Annotated in this window: 16 protein-coding genes; 6 read left to right on the top strand and 10 right to left on the bottom strand. The window is 64.4% G+C overall.

Annotated features, from left to right (window positions below; genetic code table 11):
* Window position 1 precedes the first annotated feature (1 nt).
* From HDE76_RS17050 to HDE76_RS17035, 4 genes are read right to left on the bottom strand one after another with little or no spacing between them, the layout of a single operon-like run.
* Window positions 2–757 (bottom strand): SDR family oxidoreductase, encoded by a 756-nt coding sequence (locus tag HDE76_RS17050; RefSeq protein ID WP_255481649.1) that lies wholly within the window; start codon window positions 755–757, stop codon window positions 2–4.
* Window positions 754–2,187: an efflux transporter outer membrane subunit gene (locus HDE76_RS17045; RefSeq protein ID WP_184509281.1), complete on the bottom strand. Its 1,434-nt coding sequence runs from the start codon at window positions 2,185–2,187 to the stop codon at window positions 754–756. Before HDE76_RS17045 ends, HDE76_RS17050 begins: the two co-directional genes overlap by 4 nt.
* A 1-nt stretch (window position 2,188) precedes the next feature.
* Window positions 2,189–5,389 carry a multidrug efflux RND transporter permease subunit gene (locus HDE76_RS17040; RefSeq protein WP_184509280.1) on the bottom strand — a complete coding sequence of 1,067 codons (3,201 nt, stop codon included), beginning with the start codon at window positions 5,387–5,389 and terminating at the stop codon, window positions 2,189–2,191.
* 4 nt (window positions 5,390–5,393) lie between these two features.
* Complete coding sequence (locus HDE76_RS17035; RefSeq protein WP_184509278.1) at window positions 5,394–6,614, bottom strand: efflux RND transporter periplasmic adaptor subunit; 1,221 nt, start codon at window positions 6,612–6,614, stop codon at window positions 5,394–5,396.
* A gap of 143 nt (window positions 6,615–6,757) precedes the next feature.
* Between HDE76_RS17035 and HDE76_RS17030 the strand changes: the two genes are divergently transcribed.
* Window positions 6,758–7,732: a LysR family transcriptional regulator gene (locus HDE76_RS17030; RefSeq protein WP_184509275.1), complete on the top strand. Its 975-nt coding sequence runs from the start codon at window positions 6,758–6,760 to the stop codon at window positions 7,730–7,732.
* 15 nt (window positions 7,733–7,747) lie between these two features.
* Here the strand turns inward: HDE76_RS17030 and HDE76_RS17025 are convergent, their stop codons facing one another.
* Entirely contained in the window at window positions 7,748–8,548 is an 801-nt protein-coding gene (locus HDE76_RS17025; protein WP_184509273.1) for an undecaprenyl-diphosphate phosphatase, read from the bottom strand.
* Window positions 8,549–8,977: 429 nt separating this feature from the next.
* Here HDE76_RS17025 and HDE76_RS17020 point away from each other — a divergent pair, with 429 nt between their 5' ends.
* The 5 genes from HDE76_RS17020 to glnA all read left to right on the top strand — a co-directional run bounded on the left by HDE76_RS17020 (window position 8,978) and on the right by glnA (window position 13,556).
* Window positions 8,978–9,301, top strand: a complete 324-nt coding sequence (locus tag HDE76_RS17020; RefSeq protein WP_179478967.1) for a hypothetical protein — start codon at window positions 8,978–8,980, stop codon at window positions 9,299–9,301.
* A gap of 16 nt (window positions 9,302–9,317) precedes the next feature.
* Window positions 9,318–10,073: a TorF family putative porin gene (locus tag HDE76_RS17015; RefSeq protein WP_184509271.1), complete on the top strand. Its 756-nt coding sequence runs from the start codon at window positions 9,318–9,320 to the stop codon at window positions 10,071–10,073.
* Between the two features lie 130 nt (window positions 10,074–10,203).
* The gene (locus HDE76_RS17010; RefSeq protein ID WP_179478963.1) at window positions 10,204–10,542 is read left to right on the top strand and encodes a P-II family nitrogen regulator; all 339 of its coding nucleotides are present in this window, start codon (window positions 10,204–10,206) and stop codon (window positions 10,540–10,542) included.
* 21 nt (window positions 10,543–10,563) lie between these two features.
* Window positions 10,564–11,922, top strand: a complete 1,359-nt coding sequence (gene amt, locus HDE76_RS17005) for an ammonium transporter (RefSeq protein WP_184509269.1) — start codon at window positions 10,564–10,566, stop codon at window positions 11,920–11,922.
* 221 nt (window positions 11,923–12,143) lie between these two features.
* Window positions 12,144–13,556 (top strand): type I glutamate--ammonia ligase, encoded by a 1,413-nt coding sequence (gene glnA / locus HDE76_RS17000; protein WP_179478959.1) that lies wholly within the window; start codon window positions 12,144–12,146, stop codon window positions 13,554–13,556.
* Window positions 13,557–13,640: 84 nt separating this feature from the next.
* On the opposite strand, the gene cysK is transcribed toward glnA, so the two are convergent.
* The 5 genes from cysK to HDE76_RS16975 form a co-directional block, all read right to left on the bottom strand.
* Window positions 13,641–14,582, bottom strand: a complete 942-nt coding sequence (gene cysK, locus HDE76_RS16995) for a cysteine synthase A (protein WP_184509267.1) — start codon at window positions 14,580–14,582, stop codon at window positions 13,641–13,643.
* A gap of 33 nt (window positions 14,583–14,615) precedes the next feature.
* A complete protein-coding gene (gene cysG, locus HDE76_RS16990; RefSeq protein WP_184509265.1) occupies window positions 14,616–16,106 on the bottom strand; it encodes a siroheme synthase CysG in 1,491 nt (496 codons plus the stop codon).
* A gap of 92 nt (window positions 16,107–16,198) precedes the next feature.
* Entirely contained in the window at window positions 16,199–16,921 is a 723-nt protein-coding gene (locus tag HDE76_RS16985) for a phosphoadenylyl-sulfate reductase (RefSeq protein ID WP_179478955.1), read from the bottom strand.
* Window positions 16,918–18,663 (bottom strand): assimilatory sulfite reductase (NADPH) hemoprotein subunit, encoded by a 1,746-nt coding sequence (gene cysI / locus HDE76_RS16980; protein ID WP_184509246.1) that lies wholly within the window; start codon window positions 18,661–18,663, stop codon window positions 16,918–16,920. The genes HDE76_RS16985 and cysI overlap by 4 nt, the downstream gene beginning before the upstream one ends.
* A 1-nt stretch (window position 18,664) precedes the next feature.
* Window positions 18,665–20,500 (bottom strand): assimilatory sulfite reductase (NADPH) flavoprotein subunit, encoded by a 1,836-nt coding sequence (locus HDE76_RS16975; protein ID WP_184509244.1) that lies wholly within the window; start codon window positions 20,498–20,500, stop codon window positions 18,665–18,667.
* Window positions 20,501–20,697: the final 197 nt, after the last annotated feature.

Below are 20,697 nucleotides of genomic sequence, written 5' to 3'. Positions count from 1 at the left end.
ATCACCAGTCGATCGGTTGGCGATCGCGGAAAAAGCCGCCGGTGATCGACGATTTCGCCGGCAGGCAGGCGGCCCAGACGACACCTTGCGCGCTCTCGCTGGCCGGCCGTCCTCCAGTGCCGCCCATGTCGGTGTTGGTCCAGCCGGGACACACCGCGTTCACCAGAATTCCGCTGCCGCCCAACTCCGCCGCGAGCGTGCGGGTATAGGTGTTGAGGGCAGCCTTCGAGACCCGATAGGCCGGACAGCATTCGCCATCGACCGCGCTGGAGCCGCAGCCGCTGGAGACGTTGACGATACGGCCGAAGCCAAAGGGGCGCATCAGCGGCAGCAGCGCCTCGCAAACGCGCCACGCGCCGAACAGGTTGGTTTCCAGCGCGGCGCGCACGGTATCGAGGTCGATCGACGACGGCAGTTCGCCCATGTCGTAGTAGGCGCCGGCATTGTTGATAAGGACGTCCAGACGTCCATAAGTATTATCGATATACCTCGCCGCGGCGTCGATGCCGGTCTGGTCGGTGACGTCCAGCTGGATCGCCGTGACGTCGATCCCATCACGGCGTAGCCGCTGTGCCGCCCGCTCACCCAGCGTGAGGTCACGACTGCCGAGCAGCACGGCCATGCCAGTCGCTGCAAGCTGCCGCACCACCTCCAGACCCAATCCGCGGTTGGCACCGCTGACCAGCGCGATCTGCTGTTCCAGCGGCGGCGCGGTGAACGAAGAAAAGCTACGCCGCGCTTGCGGGCGCATATTCATGGCGCGCTGGCCAGAGCGCTGCAGTGTTCGTTGCCGCAGGCCTGCCAGCCGCCGCCCAGCGCCTTGTAGATGGCGATGGCCTGAAGGTTGATGCCGGCTTCGGCCTCGGCCAGCTGATCTTCCGCGGTGAGCTGCGTGCGTTGGGCGTCGAGCAGCTCGAGATAATCGGTGGCACCGGCTTCGTAGCGGATGCGCGCCAGTTCGGCGGCACGCGTGCTCTGGGTTGATTGCTCGTCCAGCTTCTGCACACGCACGCGCTGCTGGTTGTAGCTGACCAGTGCGTTGTCGACGTCTTCCAGGGCGTTGAGCACGGTGCGCTGGTAGTTGGCCTTGGCCTCGTCGGCGCGCGCTTCGCTGGCCTTGACGCCGGAGCGCACGCGCTGCACGTTGAGCCCGTCCCAGCTGATGCTGGGCGCCAGCGAAAAAGCGCGCGACTGCGCACCGCCGAAATCGTTGCTGCGGCCGGCCAGAAAACCGACGAAACCGCCCAGCGAAATGTGCGGAAACCAGTCCGCCTTGGCCACGCCGATGCGTGCATTGGCCGCCGCCAGTTCGCGCTCGGCAACGCGAATGTCCGGCCGGCGGGCCAGCACGTCGCCGGCGTTGCCGATCGGCAGCGCGGTATCGATGGGATGGAAGGTCTTCGGCGACAGATCGATGTCGAGTTCTCCCGGCCGTTCGCCGAGCAGCACGGCGAGGCGGAACGTATCGGCCTGCGCCTGGGTCTGCAGCAGCGGCAGCTGCGCCTCGACTGCGGCCAGACGCGCGCTGGCGCTGGCCACATCCTGATCCGAACCGGTGCCGACATCGGCGCGGCTCTTGATCAGCTTGAGCGAATCGCGCAGGTTGCCTATATCGCGCTGGGCGACGTCGATGCGCAGCTGAGTGCCGCGCAGATCGAAGTAATGGCGCGCCACCTCGGCGAACAGAGTGACCTGCGCATCCTCCAGCGACGCGGTGCCGGCTTCGGTATCCGCGCGCGCGGCTTCCACCGAACGGCGGATGCCGCCGAACAGATCCAGCTCCCAGCTGGCGTCGAAACCGGCCTGGTAAGTGGTGATGGTTTCCGGATCGGTGGTGAAACCCGGCTGCTGTTCGCGGCTGCGCGTATAGCTGGTCTGGGCCTGGACGTCGGGCAGCTGCTGGGAACGCGCCGTACCGAGCTGCGCCCGCGACTGGTTCAGCCGCGCCAGCGCGATTTTCAGATCCGGGCTGTTTTTCGCGGCACGCTTGATCAGCGCATCGAGCGTTTGATCGTTGAACTGCGTCCACCAGTTGGCCTGAAAATCCCGCGCCGACTGCTGCGCGGCATCGACGCCCTGCAGCGCCACCGGCTTTTCAACCGGACGGTGATAGTCCGGGCCGACGGTAATGCAGCCGGCCAGGAGCAGCGCGCTCGCAAGAGCGCTCAAACGGAAAAGCGAAGTCATCTCAGTGTTCCTCGAAAGCGGGTGCGGGCATCGCCGCGTGACGCGCCTTGCGGGCGGCGCGGCGGGCCGCGCTGTTTTCGCTCCAGCGGCGGATCAGCACATAGAACAGTGGGGTGAATACCAGGCCGAAGAAGGTGACGCCGAGCATGCCGGAGAACACCGCCACGCCCATCGCATGACGCATCTCTGCACCGGCGCCGTGCGACAGCACCAGCGGCACCACGCCCATGATGAAAGCGAACGACGTCATCAGGATCGGGCGCAGCCGCAGTCGCGCCGCTTCCAGCACGGCCTGCACGCGATCCAGTCCTTCGAGGATCTGCGCTTCGCGGGCAAACTCGACGATCAGGATGGCGTTTTTGCAGGCCAGTCCCACCAGCACGATCAGGCCGATCTGGGTAAAGATGTTGTTGTCGCCGCCGCTCAGCCACACGCCGGTAATCGCGGACAGCAGCACCATCGGCACGATCATGATCACCGCCAGCGGCAGGGTCAGGCTTTCATACAGCGAGGCGAGCACCAGGAACACCAGCAGCACCGACAGCGGGAACACCAGCACCGCGGTGTTGCCGGCGAGAATCTGCTGATAGGTCAGCTCGGTCCACTCGAACGACATGCCGTTGGGCAGGGTGTTCTTGGCCAGCCGCTCCATCGCATCCTGGGCCTGGCCCGAGCTGTAGCCGGGTGCCGCGCCGCCATTGATCTCTGCCGTCGGGAAACCGTTGTAGTGCTGCACGCGATCCGGCCCCACGCTCTGGCGCACGCTGACAAACGAACCCAGCGGCACCATCTCGCCACGGGCGTTGCGCGTCTTCAAGGTGGTGATGTCCTGCGGCTCGTGGCGGAAACCGGGCTCGGCCGAGACATTGACCTGGTAGGTGCGACCGAAGCGATTGAAGTCGTTGACGTAGAGCGAGCCCAGATACGCTTGCATGGTCTGGTAGACATCGCTCAGATCCACGCCTTCGGCCTTGGCCTTTTCGCGATCCACGTCGGCGTCGATCTGCGGCACGCTGACTTGGTAGCTGGAGAACAGCCCGGCCAGCGCCGGCTCCTTCTGGCTGGCGGTGATCAGGTTCTGGGTCTGTTTGTACAGCTCCTCGAAGCCCTGGTCGCCGCGGTCCTCCACCTGCAGGCGGAAGCCGCCGATCGTGCCCAGGCCGTTCACCGGCGGCGGCGGAAAGATCGCGATATAGGCATCCTGGATCGCCGCATACTTCTGCTGCAGCGCCGCGGTGATCGCACCGGCCGAAAGCGACGCATCGCGGCGCTCCTCGAACGGCTTCAGCGTGACGAAAACGATGCCGGAATTCGTGCTGTTGGTAAAACCATTGATCGACAGGCCGGGAAACTCGACCGCGCTTTCCACGCCCGGCTGCTTCAAGGCGATGTCGCTCATGCGGCGTATCACGGCTTCGGAGCGGTCCAGCGACGACGCGTCCGGCAGCTGCGCGAACGACACCAGGTACTGCTTGTCCTGCGCCGGCACGAAGCCGGTCGGCACCTTGGCAAAGCCGAACACGCCCAGCAGGACCAGGCCGCCGTAGATGATCAGCGCGACCGAACCCGCCCGCAGCACACGCTGCACGCCGCTGACGTAGCTGTTGGCGCTGCGCACGAAGAAGCGGTTGAACGGGCGGAACAGCCAGCCGAAGGCGCGATCGATGCCGCGGCTCAGCGCGTCCTTCGGTGCGCCGCGCTCCTTCAGCAACAAGGCGGCCAGCGCCGGACTCAGGGTCAGCGAGTTGAACGCCGAGATCACCGTGGAGATCGCGATCGTCAGCGCGAACTGGCGATAGAACTCGCCGGTCAAGCCGCTGATGAAGGCTGCCGGCACGAACACCGCGCACAGCACCAGCGCCGTGGCCACGATCGGGCCGGTGACTTCCTTCATCGCCTGACGGGTGGCGTCCTTCGGCGACAGGCCGTGCTCGATATGCCGCTCGACGTTTTCCACCACCACGATCGCGTCGTCCACCACGATGCCGATGGCCAGCACCAGGCCGAACAGCGACAGCGCATTGAGCGAAAAACCGGCCAGATACATCACCGCAAACGTCCCGACCAGCGACACCGGCACGGCGACCAGCGGAATGATCGAGGCGCGCCAGGTCTGCAGGAACAGAATCACCACCAGCACGACCAGCAGAATCGCCTCGAACAGCGTATGCACCACGGCCTCGATCGAGCCGCGTACGAATACCGTCGGGTCGTAGACGATCTTGTAGTCGACGTCCTGCGGAAAATCCTTCTTCAGCTGCGCCATGGTGCTGCGCACTTCGTCGGAAATATGGATCGCGTTGGAGCCCGGCCGCGCGAAGATCGGCAAGGCCACCGCCGGCTTGTTGTTGAGCAGGCTGCGCAGCGCGTAATTGTTCGAACCCAGCTCCACCCGCGCGACGTCGCGCAGATAGGTGACGCCGCCGTCCGGACTGGTGCGCACGACGATCTTCAGAAACTCGTCTTCGGTGACCAGTCGGCCCTGCGTGTTGATGTTGAGCTGGAATGCGTTGTTGTTCGGGCCGGGCGACGCGTTGAGTGCGCCGGCCGCCACTTCGACGTTCTGCTCCTTGATCGCGTGCACGATGTCGCCGGTGGTCAGGCCGCGGCTGGCCAGGCGCTGCGGATCGAGCCACACGCGCATGCTGTATTCGCCGGCGCCGAAAATCTGCACGTCGCCGACGCCGTCGAGGCGCGCGAGCTGGTCCTTGATGTGCAGGCGCGCGTAGTTCGACAGGTACAGCATGTCGTAGCGCTGGTTCGGCGAAATCAGATGCACGACCATGGTCAGGTCCGGCGAGCTTTTCTGCGTAGTCACACCGAGCCGTTGCACTTCTTCGGGCAAGCGCGGCAGCGCCTGGGCGACGCGGTTCTGCACCTGCACCTGAGCGTCGTCGAGGTTGGTGCCGAGCGCAAAAGTCACGGTCAGCGTCATGGCGCCGTCGCTGGTGGCCTGCGAGGCGGTGTACAGCATGCCCTCGACGCCGTTCATCTGCTCTTCGAGCGGTGTGGCAACCGTCTCGCCGATCACCTTCGGATTGGCGCCGGGGTAGCTGGCGTGCACCACCACGGTCGGCGGCACCACTTCGGGGTATTCGCCGATCGGCAGTTTGAACAGCGAGATCGTGCCGGCAATCAGCAGCAGCACCGACAGCACGCCGGCGAGGATCGGTCGATCCACAAAATATTGAGCGAGTTTCATCGAATCAGTCCTGCGCGCTGGTCAGCGCATTGCCTTTGGGAATGCCGCCGCTGGCGACCTGGCTGGCCGTGGCATCGAGGCTGCGCGTAGCCATCGCGACCTTGGTCGGGTTCACTTCCATGCCGGGGCGCACGTGCTGCAGGCCGTTGACGACAATGACGTCGCTGCTGCTCAGGCCGTCGGTGACGACGCGCAGGCCGTCGATCAGCGGGCCGGTGGTGATCTTGCGGTAGTCGACCTTGCGATCCTTGTCGAGCACGTAGACGAACTTGTTGCCGAGGTCGGTGCCAACCGCGCGATCGTCGATCAGCGCACGCGGCTGCTTGCTCTCGCTGCGCAGCTGCATGTGCACGTAAAGGCCGGGCGTGAAGCTGCCATCGGTGTTGTCGAACACGGCGCGCAGGCGAATCGTGCCGCTGGCGGCGCTCAGCTGGTTGTCGACGAAGTCGATGCGGCCGTTGTGCGGAAAGCCGCTTTCATCGGCCAGGGCCATGGCAATCTGCGGCGCGGCGCCGTGCTCGCGCCGGATGCGGTCGAGCTTGAGGTAGCTGTGCTCGTCGACGTCGAAGTACGCATACACCGGATTGACGCTGACCACGCTGGTCAGCACGTCGCTCGGCGTCACCAGGTTGCCGGCGGTGATCAGCGCGTTGCTGACGCGCCCGTCGATCGGCGCGCGCACTTCGGTGAACTCGCGGTTGAGCTGGGCGGCCTCGAGTGCCGCGCTATCGGCGGCCACCTGTCCCTTGGCACTTTGCGATGCCGTGCTCATGCGGTCGGCTTCCTCGCGCGATACGGCGTGCTGATCGAGCAGCTTCTGCGCGCGTGCAGCGTTCGCGTCGGCCAGCACCAATTCGGCATGCGCCTGGCCCAGGTTCGCCTGCAGCCGATCGACCTCGGCCTGATACGGGCGCGGATCGATCTGGAACAGCAGCTGGCCTTTCTTGACCATCGCGCCTTCGGTAAACAGCACGCGGTCGACGTAGCCGCTCACCCGGGGCCGCAGTTGAATGGTGTCGATCGCCTGCAGCCGGCCGGTGAACTCATCCGCATCGCTGACCGTGCGAATCAGCGTCTGCGCCACGGTCACCGCCGGCGGTGGCGGTGCGCTGTTGGTCTGCGCGTGGCTTTCGCCGTGTTGGCCCAGCACCGCCCAACTGCCGATCACCAGGGCAATGGCCAGGGCGAGGGGAATCCAGCGCTTTTTTGTTGCGTTCGTTGACATGATCGATCTCCAGAAACAGGGCACGCACGGTGGGGCCGGCGGCGAAGGCTGGAGAGAATAGGTGTACCAAGCGGTATAGATAATCCGTTCGCGGCGCACTACACTCGTGAGTCAGAATCACGAATCCGTGGGAAAACCAGGCTATGGAAGACTTTTCCGCCATATCGACCTTCGTGCGCGTGGTCGAGGCCAAGAGCTTTGCCGCCGCGGCCAGCCAGCTGGGCATGACGCCGTCAGGCGTGAGCCGGGCCGTGGCCCGACTGGAAACCCAGCTCGGTACCCGGCTGCTGTCGCGCTCCACGCGCTCGCTGCGGCTGACCGACGACGGTGCCTCGTTCCACGCCCGCTGCAAAGAAATTCTGGCCGACCTGGCCGAAGCTACCGAGGCGCTGGGGCAGGCGCGGATCCATCCGGTCGGCAAGCTGCGCGTCGCCGCCCATTCGGCGATCGGCCGCTCGGCGATCATTCCCAACTTGGTGGAGTTCGAGGGCCGCTATCCGGATATTCGGCTCGAGCTGGCGATGTGCGACTACCAGTTCGACCTCAACGAAGAGGGCTACGACTGCGCCATCCGCATGGGCGAGCTGGAGGATTCCAGCCTGATCGCGCGCAAGCTCGGCCACTTCAGCAACGTGCTGCTGGCCGCCCCGTCGTACCTGGCCCGACATGGCATTCCGCACACGATCGATGACCTGCGCCAGCACCGCTGCATCAACTATGTTTTCCCCAGTACCGGCAAGGCCTACCAATGGCAGTTCGATACGCCGAGCGGTCGGGTCGAGCTGGACGTCGACGCGCACATGCTGATCAACGACGGCGAATCGGTGATCCAGGCGGCGGTCGCCGGCCTGGGTATCATCCAGGTGCCGCACTGCCTAGCGGCCGCGGCGCTGGCCAAGGGTGAGCTGGAAATCGTCATGACCGACACGATTTCCAGCGGTTCACCGCTGTGGATCGTCTACCCGCAGAAGCGTCACCTGTCGGCGCGCGTGCAGGCCTTTATCGAGTGGGTCAGCGAGCTGTTCCAGCGCACCTGCGAGCCGCAGTGTCTGCTCAATGCGCGGCTCGCCGCCGAGGCGACGACGAGAGAGATCGAACGCATCACCGCGGCCGCCTGATTCGCGGCCGAAGGCTCAGCCGCCCGCGGGCACCAGCAACAGAAGCGCGATGCCCAGCACGATGCGATAGATCGCAAACGCGGTGAAGCGATGGCTGCGGATATAGCCCAGCAGCCATTTCACCGCGACAAAGCCGACGATCAGCGAAACGACGAAACCGACGATCAGCGCGGTCCAATCCTCGTTGGCGGCGCCGCCGTCCTTCAGCACTTTCAGCAGCTCGTAGCCGGTCGCTGCGTACATGGTCGGAATGCCGACCAGAAAGGCGAACTCGGTGGCCGCCGCGCGGTTGCTGGTACCGGCCAGCATGGCGGTAAAAATCGTGGCACCCGAACGCGAGGTGCCGGGAAACACGCCGGCGACCATCTGCGCAATGCCCACCAGAATCGCCACTCGCCAGGTCACCTGGGTGCGATCGGTCTGTCTTGCCGCGATCTGTTCGGCGGCGATCATCCAGATGCCGCCGATCAGCAGTGCCCATGCGATCGGCGTAATCGTTTCAGGCAGCTTGAAATGGAAATGCACCACGATGACTGCGCCGAGCACCGAGGTGATCAGAAAGCTCACGATCAGCTTCAGCAGATAATCGCGATTGACCGGCTCGCGCCATTGCGAAAAGAGCTGCCAGATGCGCTTCCAGTAAATAAAGGTGATCGCGAGAATCGCACCGGCCTGGATGCCGACGTTGAATAGATCCGAGCGCGCGCCCAGCCCGAATTTTTCCGCAATCAGCAGATGCCCGGTGCTGGAGATCGGCAGAAATTCGGTGATGCCTTCGATGATGCCGAGCAGGATGACGTGGATCAGATCAGTCACGGATACAAACCTTCAAGAGGACGGCGCCGTCGCCGCGGACACGGGAGCCTAGCTTAGGTACTGACGCTTCGCGAGATCTGTCGCGCAGCGGCCGAAGTAAGGTCGCCGAGATGGAGAAATACGGGACGGCGGCCGCCGCTGCGGCGCAAATTCCTGCGATTCATTCCCGCGATTGCGCGGTGGAGAGCGCCCGGTGAAATTGGTTACAAGGAAAACCAATGAGATGCATGGGCCGGCAGCAAAAATATTTCTTACGAAAATAATCGCGTCATCGTATTGCAATGCACAAATAACTAGGGCAGGATCGAGTCATCGGCATAGTTTGCGACGTCGTGTGGTGCAGCGCTAATAGCGCGCCGACACGCTCGAACAACTCAGGTCGTGGGGAATACGGGTCAGGTTGGCGCATGGTTGCGCTGCGGCAGAACCATGTCGGTCCGTTCGTGCCTGCGGGTACACGCCACGGCGAAGACCGAAAAGCTGGCGGCCGTCTCATCACCGGCGGCGCCCGATATTGAAGCGGCGCTTCTTGAAACGCAGCGGTTGCCCGACGTTCGGGCGTCGGCGCGCGATTTCGAGCCCGCGGCTCATTTCATCAGAAAACGTTGCTTATCTGTGTGGCCGCGCATGCGCCACGCAAGCCAGGCCGTTGCCGATGCGCCAGCCACTCGATGGCCCGCCTTGTCGACGCTGTCGAAGTTGCATGGGGTTATGGACGTCCAGACGTCCGAATCCGATGTGCTTCAAACATAGCGAAGGAGCCACACCGATGAAGCGAGCATCGCAATGGATACTGGCAAGCGCCGTGATGTTGGGCGATCCGATGGCTGCCCTGGCGGATGACACACCGGTCAGCAAGGTCATCGGCAGCGTCTCGGTGACGAACGACTACATTTTCCGCGGTCTTTCGCAGACCAATCGCAAGCCGGCGTTTCAGCCGGGTATCGAATACGACGATGCCGGCGGCTGGTATGTCGGCGCGTGGGGCAGCAACGTCAGCTGGCTGTCGGACGTGTCCACTGCGGAAGCTCGCGTTTCCAGCAGTCTCGAAATCGACGGGTACGCCGGCTACCGCGGCAGCTTCAGCGCCGACTGGGCGTACGACGTCGGGCTGTATACCTATTACTACCCCGGCACGTACCCGGCCGGCTTCAGTCGCCCGTATACCACCGAGGCTTACGCATCGCTGACGTGGAAAGGGATCGCGCTGAAATATTCCTATGGCTTGACCAACCTGTTCGGCTTCGCCGACAGCAAGCACAGCGATTACGTCGATCTGTCCTACAACGTCGAGTTCACTCAGGGCTGGACTTTGAACAGCCATGTCGGTCATCAGGATGTGCCCAATAGTCCCGGATATTCCTACTACGACTGGCGGGTCGGCGTGACGCGTGCCTTCGCCAGCGGTTACTCGATCGCGCTGGGTTACTACGACACGAACGCGAAGCGCAGCGCTTATACCAATCCCGAAGGTCATTACGTCGGTCGCGCTACCGCCATCCTTACCCTGAGCAAATCGTTCTGACCAACGATCGCCCATTTGTGGTTTTATGAAAGAGAGGTCGCAGCAAACGTTGTATCGGGAAAATCTGTGAGCAGGCATTCAAACCAGCCGTCGTGGGCGACCACGGCGGTATCAACGTCTGGAGATGTGCATGAAATTGATCAGTTGCATCATCCGGCCCTACAAGCTGGACGAAGTGCGTGACGCGTTGACCAATGCCGGCGTCAGCGGCATCACGGTCAGCGAAGTGCGTGGCTTCGGACGACAGAAGGGCCATACCGAGCTCTACCGCGGCGCCGAGTACGTCGTGGATTTTCTGCCCAAGCTCAAGCTCGAGGTGGTGATCGCCGACGAGCTGCTCGATACGGTGCTGGAGGCCGTTCAGCAGTCGGCGAAAACCGGCAGCGTGGGGGACGGCAAGATTTTCATCAGCACCATCGAGCAGGTCATCCGCATCCGCACCGGCGAGCTCGACGCCGACGCCCTCTGAATTCTGCCCTGCGAGGTTTCCATGAAACAGCTTCCGTTGAACGACCACTCGCGCTGTCTACCCGGGTGGATGTCCCCCTTTGTTTTCCTGTGCCTGCTTCTGCTGGCACCTTCCGCTTTCGCCGCGGCGCCCATCGTGCAGGTGGTCGACAAGGGCGACGTGGCGTGGATGCTCACCTCGACCCTGCTGGTGCTGCTGATGACGGTGCCGGGCCTGGCGCTTTTCTACGGCGGTCTGGTCCGCTCGAAGAACGTGCTGTCGGTGCTGATGCAGGTGATGACGGTGTTCTCGATGATCCTGGTGCTGTGGGTCATCTACGGGTACAGCCTGGCGTTCACCGAGGGCAATGCCTTCATCGGCGGCTTCAGCAAGCTGTTCCTGAAAGGCGTCACCAAGGACACGCTGTCGGCCACCTTCAGCGCCAACGTGTCGCTGCCCGAGTACGTGTTCATCGTGTTCCAGTCGACCTTCGCCGGCATTACCGGCGCGCTGATCGTCGGCTCGTTCGCCGAACGCATGCGCTTCCGCGCCGTGCTGGCCTTCACCGCGCTGTGGTTCACCTTTGCCTACCTGCCGATCGCGCACATGGTCTGGTTCGGGCCGGACGGCTTCATGTTCGCCAGAGGCTCGCTGGATTTCGCCGGCGGTACCGTGGTGCACATCAACGCCGGTATTGCCGGTCTGGTCGGCGCCTACATGGTCGGACCGCGTCTGGGCCTGGGGCGTGAATCGATGAAGCCACACAACGTGACCTACACCATGATCGGCGCGGCCCTGCTGTGGGTCGGCTGGTTCGGCTTCAACGCAGGCTCCAATCTGGAAGCCAACAGTGGCGCGGCGCTGGCCTTCATCAACACCCTCGTTGCCACGGCGATGGCGGTGCTGGCCTGGCTGATCGTTGAAGTCGTCACCCGCGGCAAGCCGTCGATGGTCGGCGGCGCGTCCGGCGCGGTCGCCGGGCTGGTGGCCATTACGCCGGCCTGCGGCACGGTCGGGCCGATGGGCTCGCTGGTGATCGGTGCCCTGGCCAGCCTCTGCTGCGTCTGGGGCGTGACCGGGCTGAAGAAGATTCTGAAAGTGGACGATGCGCTGGACGTGTTCGGCGTGCACGGCATCGGCGGCATCGTCGGCGCGCTGCTCACCGGCGTGTTCAGCGCGGTGTCGCTGGGCGGCACCGGCTTCGGCGCCGGCAACACCACGATGGCGCAGCAGGTCGGCGTGCAGGCGCTAGGCGTCGGCATCACCCTGGTGTGGAGTGGCGTGGTGTCGGTGATCGTCTATCTGGTCGTGAAGCTGATCTTCGGACTGCGCGTCAGCCATGAAGCCGAACGCGAAGGCCTGGACATCAGTTCGCACGGCGAAAGCGCCTACGAGGCCTGAGCAGCGGGTGCATGCGGGGCGACGGGGCGGCGGTGTAGTGCCCACCCGCCGCCCCGTAAGCTTCATATTGGTGCAAATATCGCGCAAGATTGCCCGTGTATGATGCACAAGGTCGTGCTGCGATCGTCATCAGGTCGCGCAAAGGCCGGCAGAATCGGGTTTTTGCCCCGTGGCATGACGCTTGCTAAAACCGCTTGTTAATCACTAGCCGAGGTTGTTCTATGTCCGCCGCCAAGAAAGTGCTCGATCTGATCCAGGAACACGAGGTCGAGTTTGTCGACTTCCGCTTCGCCGACATCCTCGGTGTCCATCACCACGTCAGTTTCCCCGCCCACTCGATCGACGATTCGACGTTCGAAGACGGCAAGATGTTCGACGGTTCGTCGATTTCCGGCTGGAAGGGCATCAACGAGTCGGACATGGTGCTGCTGCCCGATCCGGACACCGCCTACCTCGACCCGTTCAGCGCGCACACCCAGCTGGTTCTGCATTGCGACGTGCTCGAGCCGTCGACCATGCAGGCCTACGGGCGCGACCCGCGCTCGATCGCCAAACGCGGCGAGGAATACCTGAAGTCCACCGGCATCGCCGACACCGCCTTCTTTGGCCCGGAGCCCGAATTCTTCATCTTCGATTCGGTGCGCTGGCAGAACGACATGGGCCACGCCTTCTACGAGATCACCTCGCAGGAAGCGGCCTGGAGCTCCAAGTACAAGTACGACGGCGACAACACCGGCCATCGTCCGGGCGTCAAGGGCGGCTACTTTCCGGTGCCGCCGGTCGATTCGCTGGCCGACCTGCGTGCCGACATGTGCAAGGTGCTGGAGTCGCTGGGACAGACCGTCGAAGTGCACCATCACGAAGTGGCCAACGCCGGCCAGTGCGAGATCGGCGTCAAGTTCAACACCCTGGTGAAGAAGGCCGACGAGCTGATCACCATGAAGTACGTGGTGAAGAACGTGGCGCACCAGAACGGCAAGACCGTCACCTTCATGCCCAAGCCCATCGTCGGCGACAACGGCAGCGGCATGCACGTGCATCAGTCGCTGAGCAAGGGCGGCGAAAACCTGTTTGCCGGCGATCTCTACGGTGGCCTGTCGCAGACCGCGCTGTGGTACATCGGCGGCATCTTCAAGCACGCGCGTGCGATCAATGCGTTCTCCAATTCCACCACCAACAGCTACAAGCGTCTGGTGCCGGGCTTCGAAGCGCCGGTGATGCTGGCCTATTCGGCGCGCAACCGTTCGGCCAGCTGCCGCATTCCGTACGTGGCCAGCCCGAAGGGTCGCCGCATCGAAGTGCGCTTCCCCGATCCGATGCAGTCGGGCTATCTGACCTTTACCGCGCTGATGATGGCCGGCCTCGACGGCATCATCAACAAGATCGACCCGGGCGCGCCGGCCGACAAGGATCTGTACGATCTGCCGCCGGAAGAAGAGAAGAACATCCCGCAGGTCTGCTCCAGCCTTGATGTGGCGCTCGAAGCGCTGGACAAGGATCGCGACTTCCTCAAGGCCGGCGGCGTGTTCACCGACGACTTCATCGATGCCTACATCGAGCTGAAAATGAAGGAAGTCACCCGCTACCGTGCCAGCACGCATCCGGTTGAATTCCAGATGTACTACACGTTCTGAGTTTCGATCATTGCCGCATAAAGAAACGGGCGCTCAGGCGCCCGTTTCCTTTTATGGCGCCAGCGGTCATGTCCGAGAGAATACTCAGCCGATATCGTCGGAGCCTTCATTGACGCCTTCGAACAGAAACGTCGACAGATAGCGCTCGCCGGTGTCCGGCAGCATCGCCAGCAGCACCGAACCTTCCGGCGCATCCTTGGCCACTTCCAGCGCGGCGGCGAGCGTGGCGCCGGCCGAGATGCCGACAAAGATGCCTTCCTTTTGCGCCAGCGCGCGCGAGGTATCGCGCGACAGCACGTCGTCGACCGGCACGATGCGCTCGGCGATCTGCCGGTTCAGCACGCCGGGCAAAAAGTCCGGCGTCCAGCCCTGGATCTTGTGCGGCTGCCATTCCTTGCCGGACAGCAGCGCCGCGCCGACCGGCTCGGTGGCGATGACCTTGACGTCCGGCCGCGCCAGCTTAAGCACTTCGCCCACGCCGGTGATGGTGCCGCCGGTGCCCCAGCCGCTGACGAAATAGTCCAGCCGACGACCGGCGAAATCGCGCAGGATTTCCGGCGCGGTGGTGTTGCGGTGATACGCGGGGTTGGCCGGATTGTCGAACTGATTGGCGAGAAACCAGCCGTGCTCCTTTGCCAGCTCGGCCGCCTTGCGCACCATGCCGGTGCCGCGCTCGGCGGCGGGCGTCAGCAGCACCTTGCCGCCGTAGGCGCGGATCAGCTTGCGCCGCTCCACCGAAAACGTTTCGGTCATCACCGCGACAAACGGATAGCCGCGCGCGGCGCAAACGGCGGCCAGGGCGACGCCGGTATTGCCGGAGGTCGCTTCCACCACGGTCTGGCCGGGTTTCAATGTGCCACGCTTTTCGGCATCGAGGATGATCGCCAGCGCGAGGCGATCTTTCACCGACCCGGCCGGATTGAACGCCTCGACCTTGACGTAGATGTCGACGTGCTTCGGTGCCAGACGGTGCAGCTTCACTACGGGCGTGTTGCCGATCGTGTCGAGAATGCTTTCGTAAATCATGCTTGCTCCGGAGGTCGGGGAAGATAGTCGGAATTACTGACGATGAATCGCTGCCAGCCGGCTTTGGCCGCTGCGCCGCGCCGGAACCGGCAGTGGCTTGCCCTGTGCATCGCCGCGCGACGCCACAGCCGACGTGCCCAGCGGCGATCGACCGAACCAGGCCAGCGAATGCGCCAGCGCGGCGACCTCGCCGAGAATCAGCAGGGCAGGCGATTTCACCGCATAAGCCACAGCACGCTCGGCTAGTTGCCCCAGCGTGCCGGTAATCACGCGCTGATTCTGGCGCGTGCCATTCTCGATCAGCGCGAATGGCGTGGATGCGGCGCGGCCGTGGGCAATCAGCTTCGACTGCAGCGTGGGCAACTCGCCGACGCCCATGTACACGCCCAGCGTCTGCCGCTCCTGCGCCAGCGCCGACCAGTCGAGCGTATCCATCGAGGCCTTGCAGTGTGCGGTAACAAAACGCACCGACTGCGCGTGATCGCGATGCGTCAGCGGAATGCCCGCATACGCGGCGCAGGCCGCCGCGGCGGTGATGCCGGGCACCACTTCAAAGGGAATGCCGTGGTCGCGCAGAAACTCCAGCTCCTCGCCGCCGCGACCGAACACGAACGGGTCACCGCCCTTCAAACGCACCACGCGCTTGCCGGCACGGGCGTGCTCCAGCAGCAGCGCGTGGATACCGTGCTGCGTGGTGTGATGATGGCCGGCCTGCTTGGCGACTTCGATGCGGTCGGCGTCGCGCCGAGCCAGATCGAGCACCTCGGCGCTCACCAGCCGATCGTGCAGGATCACGTCGGCCTCGTTCAGTGCACGCAGCGCGCGCAGCGTCAGCAGGCCGGGGTCGCCCGGTCCGGCGCCGACCAGCACCACCGATCCGGCCGCGCGAATCGGCGATGACGCGAGCAGCTGTTCCGCCGCAGCCAACGCGCGTTCCGGCTGTCCCTGCCGCAGCAGTCGCGCCACCGGGCCGGTAAAGAGATCTTCGTAAAAACTGCGTCGCTCCGACAGGTCCGGATGGCGCAGGCGAATGCGCTTGCGCAGTCGCGCCGCCAGCGAGGCCAGCGCGCCGAGCGAATGATCGAGCAGGGATTCCAGCCGCTCGCGCAGCAGTCTCGCCAGCATCGGTGCATCGCCGCCGCTGGAAATCGCGATCGTCAGCGGCGCGCGATCGATCACCGCCGGCACATGGAAACTGCAGAGCGCGGATTCGTCGACCACGTTGACGAAAATCCGCCGCGATTCGGCCAGCGCGGCAACGCGCCGGTTGAGCGCGTCGTCCGAGGTGGCCGCAATCACCAGCCATACCGCGTCGAGCAGACGTTCGTCGAACGGCTCGCTGTGCAGCGTGATCCGAGCCTCGTCGGCCCAGGCCTGCAGCTGCGGCGTGAGCGTCAGCGCGTGCACTGTGATGTGCGCCTGCGCGCCCAGCAGCGCGGCGATCTTGCGCTCGGCCACCGCGCCGCCGCCCACCACCAGCACCGGGCGGTTCGTGAGATCGGCAAACAGTGGATACAGCTTCATGGTTCAGACCCGAAAGATAGAGTGGTATTTCTTGTGGACGTCCAAACCGCGTCACGCCGAGGCGCATGCACGGTGGACTCGTGCCGGGCGAATCAACCGATCTTGTGAATGCCGCACTCCCGCTTGAGCCCGAAGAAGCGCGTGTCCTCCGGCTCCATGCCGGGTTCGAGCCGCTGGCTGGTGTGGCGGTCGCCGATCGATACGTAGCCCTCGTCCCACAGCGGGTGGTAGGGCAGGTCGTGTTCTTTCAGATACACGCCGACATCGCGGTCGGTCCAGTCGGCGATCGGATGGAATTTCCAGCGCTCGCCGGGGCGCTCGACAAAGTCGATATCCGCGCGGCTGCGCGACTGGTCGCGGCGCAGGCCGGAAAACCAGCCGTGTGCATCGAGCTCGTCCAGCGCCCGTTCCATCGGTTCGACCTTGCGGATGTGGTTGTAGCGGTCGAGCCCATCGACGCCCTGTTCCCACAGGCGGCCATAGCGCGCCTCCATCCAGTTCACGCCGATGCGCGGCCGATAGACTTTGAGATTCAGTTGCAGTCGCTCGGTCAGCTCATCGATGAACCGATAGGTCTCGGCGAACAGGTAGCCGGTATCGATCAGCACCACGGGAATATCCGGCCGCTGCCGCGTCAGCATGTGCAGCGACACCGCCGCCTGCGCGCCGAAGCTGGACGACAGCACGTGCGTGCCTGGCGTGTTTCTGAAGGCCCAGGCCACGCGTTCCTGCGCCGTCAGCGTGGCCAGCTCCGCGTTGATCCGCGGCAGAGTCTGCGGGTCATTCAAGTCGAAAGGCGGCGTCAGTTCGCTCATGTCACCACCTGCGAGGCGATACGACGCGAGGGCGGCGGCAGTACGCCGGCGCGCAGCAGAAAGTCGCCAAAGCCTTCGGCGTCATTCCGCTCGGCGGCGTAGCGCGCGAACAGCGGATCGAGCGCGCCGAGAATGGCGGTTTCGTCGATGTTCTCGCGATAGACCCGGTTCAAGCGCTCACCGCGGAAATCCGCACCCAGGCGCAGGTCGTAGCGACCCGGTCCGCGCCCGACCAGCGCGATCTCCCCGAGGTAGGGGCGCGAGCAGCCGTTCGGGCAGCCGGACAGGCGCAGCAGGATCGGCGCATCGGTGAGATCGTGTCGATCGAGCAGGGCTTCCAGCTTCGGCAGCAGCAGCGGTACATAGCGTTCGCTTTCGGCCATCGCCAATCCGCAGGTCGGCAGCGCCACGCAGGCGACCGTGTGGCGACGAATGCCGCTCTGCTGCAGATAGTCGTCCAGACCATGCTCGCGAACGATGGTATCGATGCGCGACTGGTCGGCCGGCGCGACGTTCGCCACGATCACGTTCTGGTTGCAGGTCATGCGGAAATCGCCCGTGTGAACCTTGGCCAGCTCGCGCAGTCCGGTCAGCCAGCGCCGCTCGCCCACGTCGGCCAGGCGGCCCGATTCGATGTGCAGGGTGAGATGCCACCGGCCGTCGTGACCCTGCACCCAGCCGTAGCGGTCGCCGTTGTGGTCGAAGTGATAAGGCCTCACAGGCGCGAGCGCAAAACCCAGGCGCGATTCCATCTCGGCCTTGAACGCGTCAAGCCCGCGATGATCCAAGGTGTACTTCAGCCGCGCATGCTTGCGCTCGCTACGGTTGCCCCAGTCCCGTTGCACCGTGACCACCGCTTCGGCCACGGCCAGCAGCTGGGTCGGGCTGATGAAGCCGATCAGGCTGCCCAGCCGCGGATAGGTGGAATCGTCGTTGTGCGTAGCGCCCATACCGCCGCCGATGGCGACATTGAACCCGTGCAGCACGCCGTTCTCGATGATCGCGATCAGGCCCAGATCCTGTGCAAACACGTCGACATCGTTGAGCGGCGGAATCGCCAGGCCGATCTTGAATTTACGCGGCAGATAGGTCGGGCCGTACAGCGGTTCGCTGTCCTTGACTGCCGGCTTTTCCGACTTCGGTTCGGCAACCAGCGCTTCGCCGTCGAGCCAGATCTCGTGGTACGCGCTGGTTTTCGGCGCCAGTTCGTTCGACAGCATCGTGGCCAGTGCATACGCCTCGGCGTGCGCCGCCGATTCGATCGGGTTGGCCGTGCTCACCACGTTGCGCACCACGTCGCCGCAGGCGGCGATGGTACCGGCCAGCGACGCGTGGATCGCCGCAATGGTCGGCTTGAGGTTGCGCTTGATGATGCCGTGCCACTGAAACGTCTGCCGCGTGGTGATACGCAGCGTACCGTTGGCGTGCTCGCGCGCGATCCGGTCGAACACCAGCCACTGCGCCGGCGTCACCACGCCGCTGGGCAGGCGCGCGCGCAGCATGAAGGAGAACGCAGGCTCCAGCTTCTGCTTGCGCCGCTCGTCGCGCAGGTCGCGGTCGTCCTGCAGATAACTGCCGTGGAATTTCAGCAGCTTGTTGTCGTCGTCGCTGATCGCGCCCGTGATCGGATCGGCCAGGCCTTCCACGATGCCGCCGCGCAGAAAGTTGCTCGCCGCCTTGACCCGCTCGAAGTCGGACGGTGGCGCGGATGGTTTGGTTTTCGCTGGATCTGAATTCGTCATATCAGTACACGTCGCGGGCGTAGCGCCCTTGCTGCATCATGGCGGCGAGCCATGCCCTGGCGTCGTCGGGCGATTGGCCGCCGTGGGTGACGGCCACATCGATCAGTGCCGCGTGCACGTCTTTCGCCATGTGGGTGGAATCACCGCAGACATAGAGATGGGCGCCATTTTCCAGCCACGCGTAAAGCTCGGCTCCGCGCTCGCGCAGACGCTGCTGCACGTAGATTTTTTCCGCGGTGTCACGTGAAAACGCCAGATCGAGCCGGTGCAGCGCGCCTTTCTTCAGCGCCGCCTGCCATTCGGTCTGATAGAGAAAATCCTGCGCAAAATGCCGGTTGCCGAAGAACAGCCAGTTGTGCCCGGCGGCGCCCGTCTCCTCGCGCTCCTGCACAAAGGCGCGGAACGGCGCCACGCCCGTGCCGGGGCCGATCATGATGATGTCGCGCGAGGCGTCTGCCGGCAGGCGGAAGCGGTCGTTCGACTCGATGAAGACCGGCACCGTGCCGTCTTCGTCCACCGCCGCAAGAAAGGTTGACGCGGCGCCCCAGTGACGGGAGCCGTGCGCTTCGTAATTCACCACCGCCACGGTGAGATGCACTTCCTCGCCCACCTGGGCCTGGCTGGAGGCAATGGAATACAGTCGCGGAGTCAGTGGCCGCAGCGCGGCGATCAGCGCATCTGCCGACCAGGTCGCTCGGTAGCGTCGAAGCAGATCGATCGGCTGATAGGTATTCAGCAGCTCGGCCAGCTCGGCGGAATGCGCCGGCTGCAGCAAGCGACCCAGCTCATCGTGACCGCTGACCGCTGCCAGTGACACGATAAACGCTCGGCTGAGCCGGGTGATCTCGCGTTCGCGCTTCAGCCACAGCGCCAGCGGCAGGGTGCGGCCGTCGTAGCTCACGTCGATGCCGCCGTCCAGCCCAAGCGTATCGAGCCACTGCGCCACCAGCGTCGGCGGGTTGTGCGCCCATACGCCGAGCGAATCGCCGGGTAGGTAGGCGAGGCCAGAGCCTTCCAGCGACAGCTCGATATGGCGTAGGTCGCGGTCCGCCTCGCGCGACACGATGCGCTGGTTCGCCAGAACAACCGCGTGGAAAGGCCTCTCGCGTGAATGCAGCGGCTGAGTGGCCGCCTCGTCCTGGGCACGCTCGCGCTGTACGGCGTGCAGTGTCGTAACGCTGCCGCCAGGTGCCTTCAGCAGCTCGCGCGCCTGCTCCAGCGCTTTCTCCAGCCACGGCGTTGCGACGGTGTCGATATCAACGTCCGCTGCACCGAGCGGCGCAAAGCGCGTCGCGCCGAGCTCGGCCAGCCGCGCGTCGAGCTGGTTACCGATGGCGCAGAACTCGGCATAGCTCGAATCGCCCAGCCCCAGTACCGAAAACTGCAGGGAAGGGATTTTGGGCGCGCGCTTGCCCAGAACGAACTCGACCAGGCCACGCGAATCGTCCGGCGGCTCGCCCTCGCCCTGAGTACTGATGATGATCGCCAGGTAGCGCTCCTTCGCCAACTCGCGCTGCGGGTATGCATCGGCCCGGAGCAGGCGCACCGGCAAGCCGCTGACTTCGCCGCGTCGGGCCAGTTGCTCGGCCAGCCGCTTGGCGTTGCCTGTCTGGCTGCCGTAGACCACGGTCAACATCGCCGCCGCTTGTTTTGCGGGGCTCGCCGCGGTTGTCGTACCGCCTTGCTGGGACTGCGCCGCCAGTGAGGCACTCCATGCCGCCACCCAGTACAGCTCGGCCGCGGTCAGTCCCTCCGCCAGCCGCTTGAGCTGGTCGAGCTTATCGGCATCGAGCGTGCTTTCCGGCAAGCCCGGCGCTATAGCGGCCTTTACGGTCATGTCCTTTAGACGTCCATACGACTAGACGTCCGAACATAAAGATTTCGTTGCCTAGGGTAAAAGGATCATTCGGCATGACCATATGCCGTTCGCTTATTTCAGCCCGGGTCTTGCCGGTGACGAATGTCGCATTGGGCTGCTACAGCTAATACTGCGATAGCGGCGTAAGTGTGCTTAAGCGTTCGTAACGAGCTGAA

This window comes from Rhodanobacter sp. ANJX3, from assembly GCF_014200755.1.
Lineage (GTDB): Bacteria > Pseudomonadota > Gammaproteobacteria > Xanthomonadales > Rhodanobacteraceae > Rhodanobacter.
Note: the sequence above shows the minus strand (reverse complement) of the source record. Positions and strands in the feature narration are given on the sequence as shown.

Bases quoted from the DNA above. Each gene is read 5' to 3' on its own strand.
- amt (WP_184509269.1), top strand. From the start codon at position 10,564: ATGAAACAGCTTCCGTTGAACGACCACTCGCGCTGTCTACCCGGGTGG.
- HDE76_RS17020 (WP_179478967.1), top strand. From the start codon at position 8,978: ATGTCGGTCCGTTCGTGCCTGCGGGTACACGCCACGGCGAAGACCGAA.
- HDE76_RS17050 (WP_255481649.1), bottom strand. From the start codon at position 757: ATGAATATGCGCCCGCAAGCGCGGCGTAGCTTTTCTTCGTTCACCGCG.
- HDE76_RS16975 (WP_184509244.1), bottom strand. From the start codon at position 20,500: ATGACCGTAAAGGCCGCTATAGCGCCGGGCTTGCCGGAAAGCACGCTC.
- HDE76_RS17045 (WP_184509281.1), bottom strand. From the start codon at position 2,187: ATGACTTCGCTTTTCCGTTTGAGCGCTCTTGCGAGCGCGCTGCTCCTG.
- HDE76_RS17015 (WP_184509271.1), top strand. From the start codon at position 9,318: ATGAAGCGAGCATCGCAATGGATACTGGCAAGCGCCGTGATGTTGGGC.
- cysK (WP_184509267.1), bottom strand. From the start codon at position 14,582: ATGATTTACGAAAGCATTCTCGACACGATCGGCAACACGCCCGTAGTG.
- HDE76_RS17010 (WP_179478963.1), top strand. From the start codon at position 10,204: ATGAAATTGATCAGTTGCATCATCCGGCCCTACAAGCTGGACGAAGTG.
- glnA (WP_179478959.1), top strand. From the start codon at position 12,144: ATGTCCGCCGCCAAGAAAGTGCTCGATCTGATCCAGGAACACGAGGTC.
- cysG (WP_184509265.1), bottom strand. From the start codon at position 16,106: ATGAAGCTGTATCCACTGTTTGCCGATCTCACGAACCGCCCGGTGCTG.
- HDE76_RS17040 (WP_184509280.1), bottom strand. From the start codon at position 5,389: ATGAAACTCGCTCAATATTTTGTGGATCGACCGATCCTCGCCGGCGTG.
- HDE76_RS17035 (WP_184509278.1), bottom strand. From the start codon at position 6,614: ATGTCAACGAACGCAACAAAAAAGCGCTGGATTCCCCTCGCCCTGGCC.
- cysI (WP_184509246.1), bottom strand. From the start codon at position 18,663: ATGACGAATTCAGATCCAGCGAAAACCAAACCATCCGCGCCACCGTCC.
- HDE76_RS16985 (WP_179478955.1), bottom strand. From the start codon at position 16,921: ATGAGCGAACTGACGCCGCCTTTCGACTTGAATGACCCGCAGACTCTG.
- HDE76_RS17030 (WP_184509275.1), top strand. From the start codon at position 6,758: ATGGAAGACTTTTCCGCCATATCGACCTTCGTGCGCGTGGTCGAGGCC.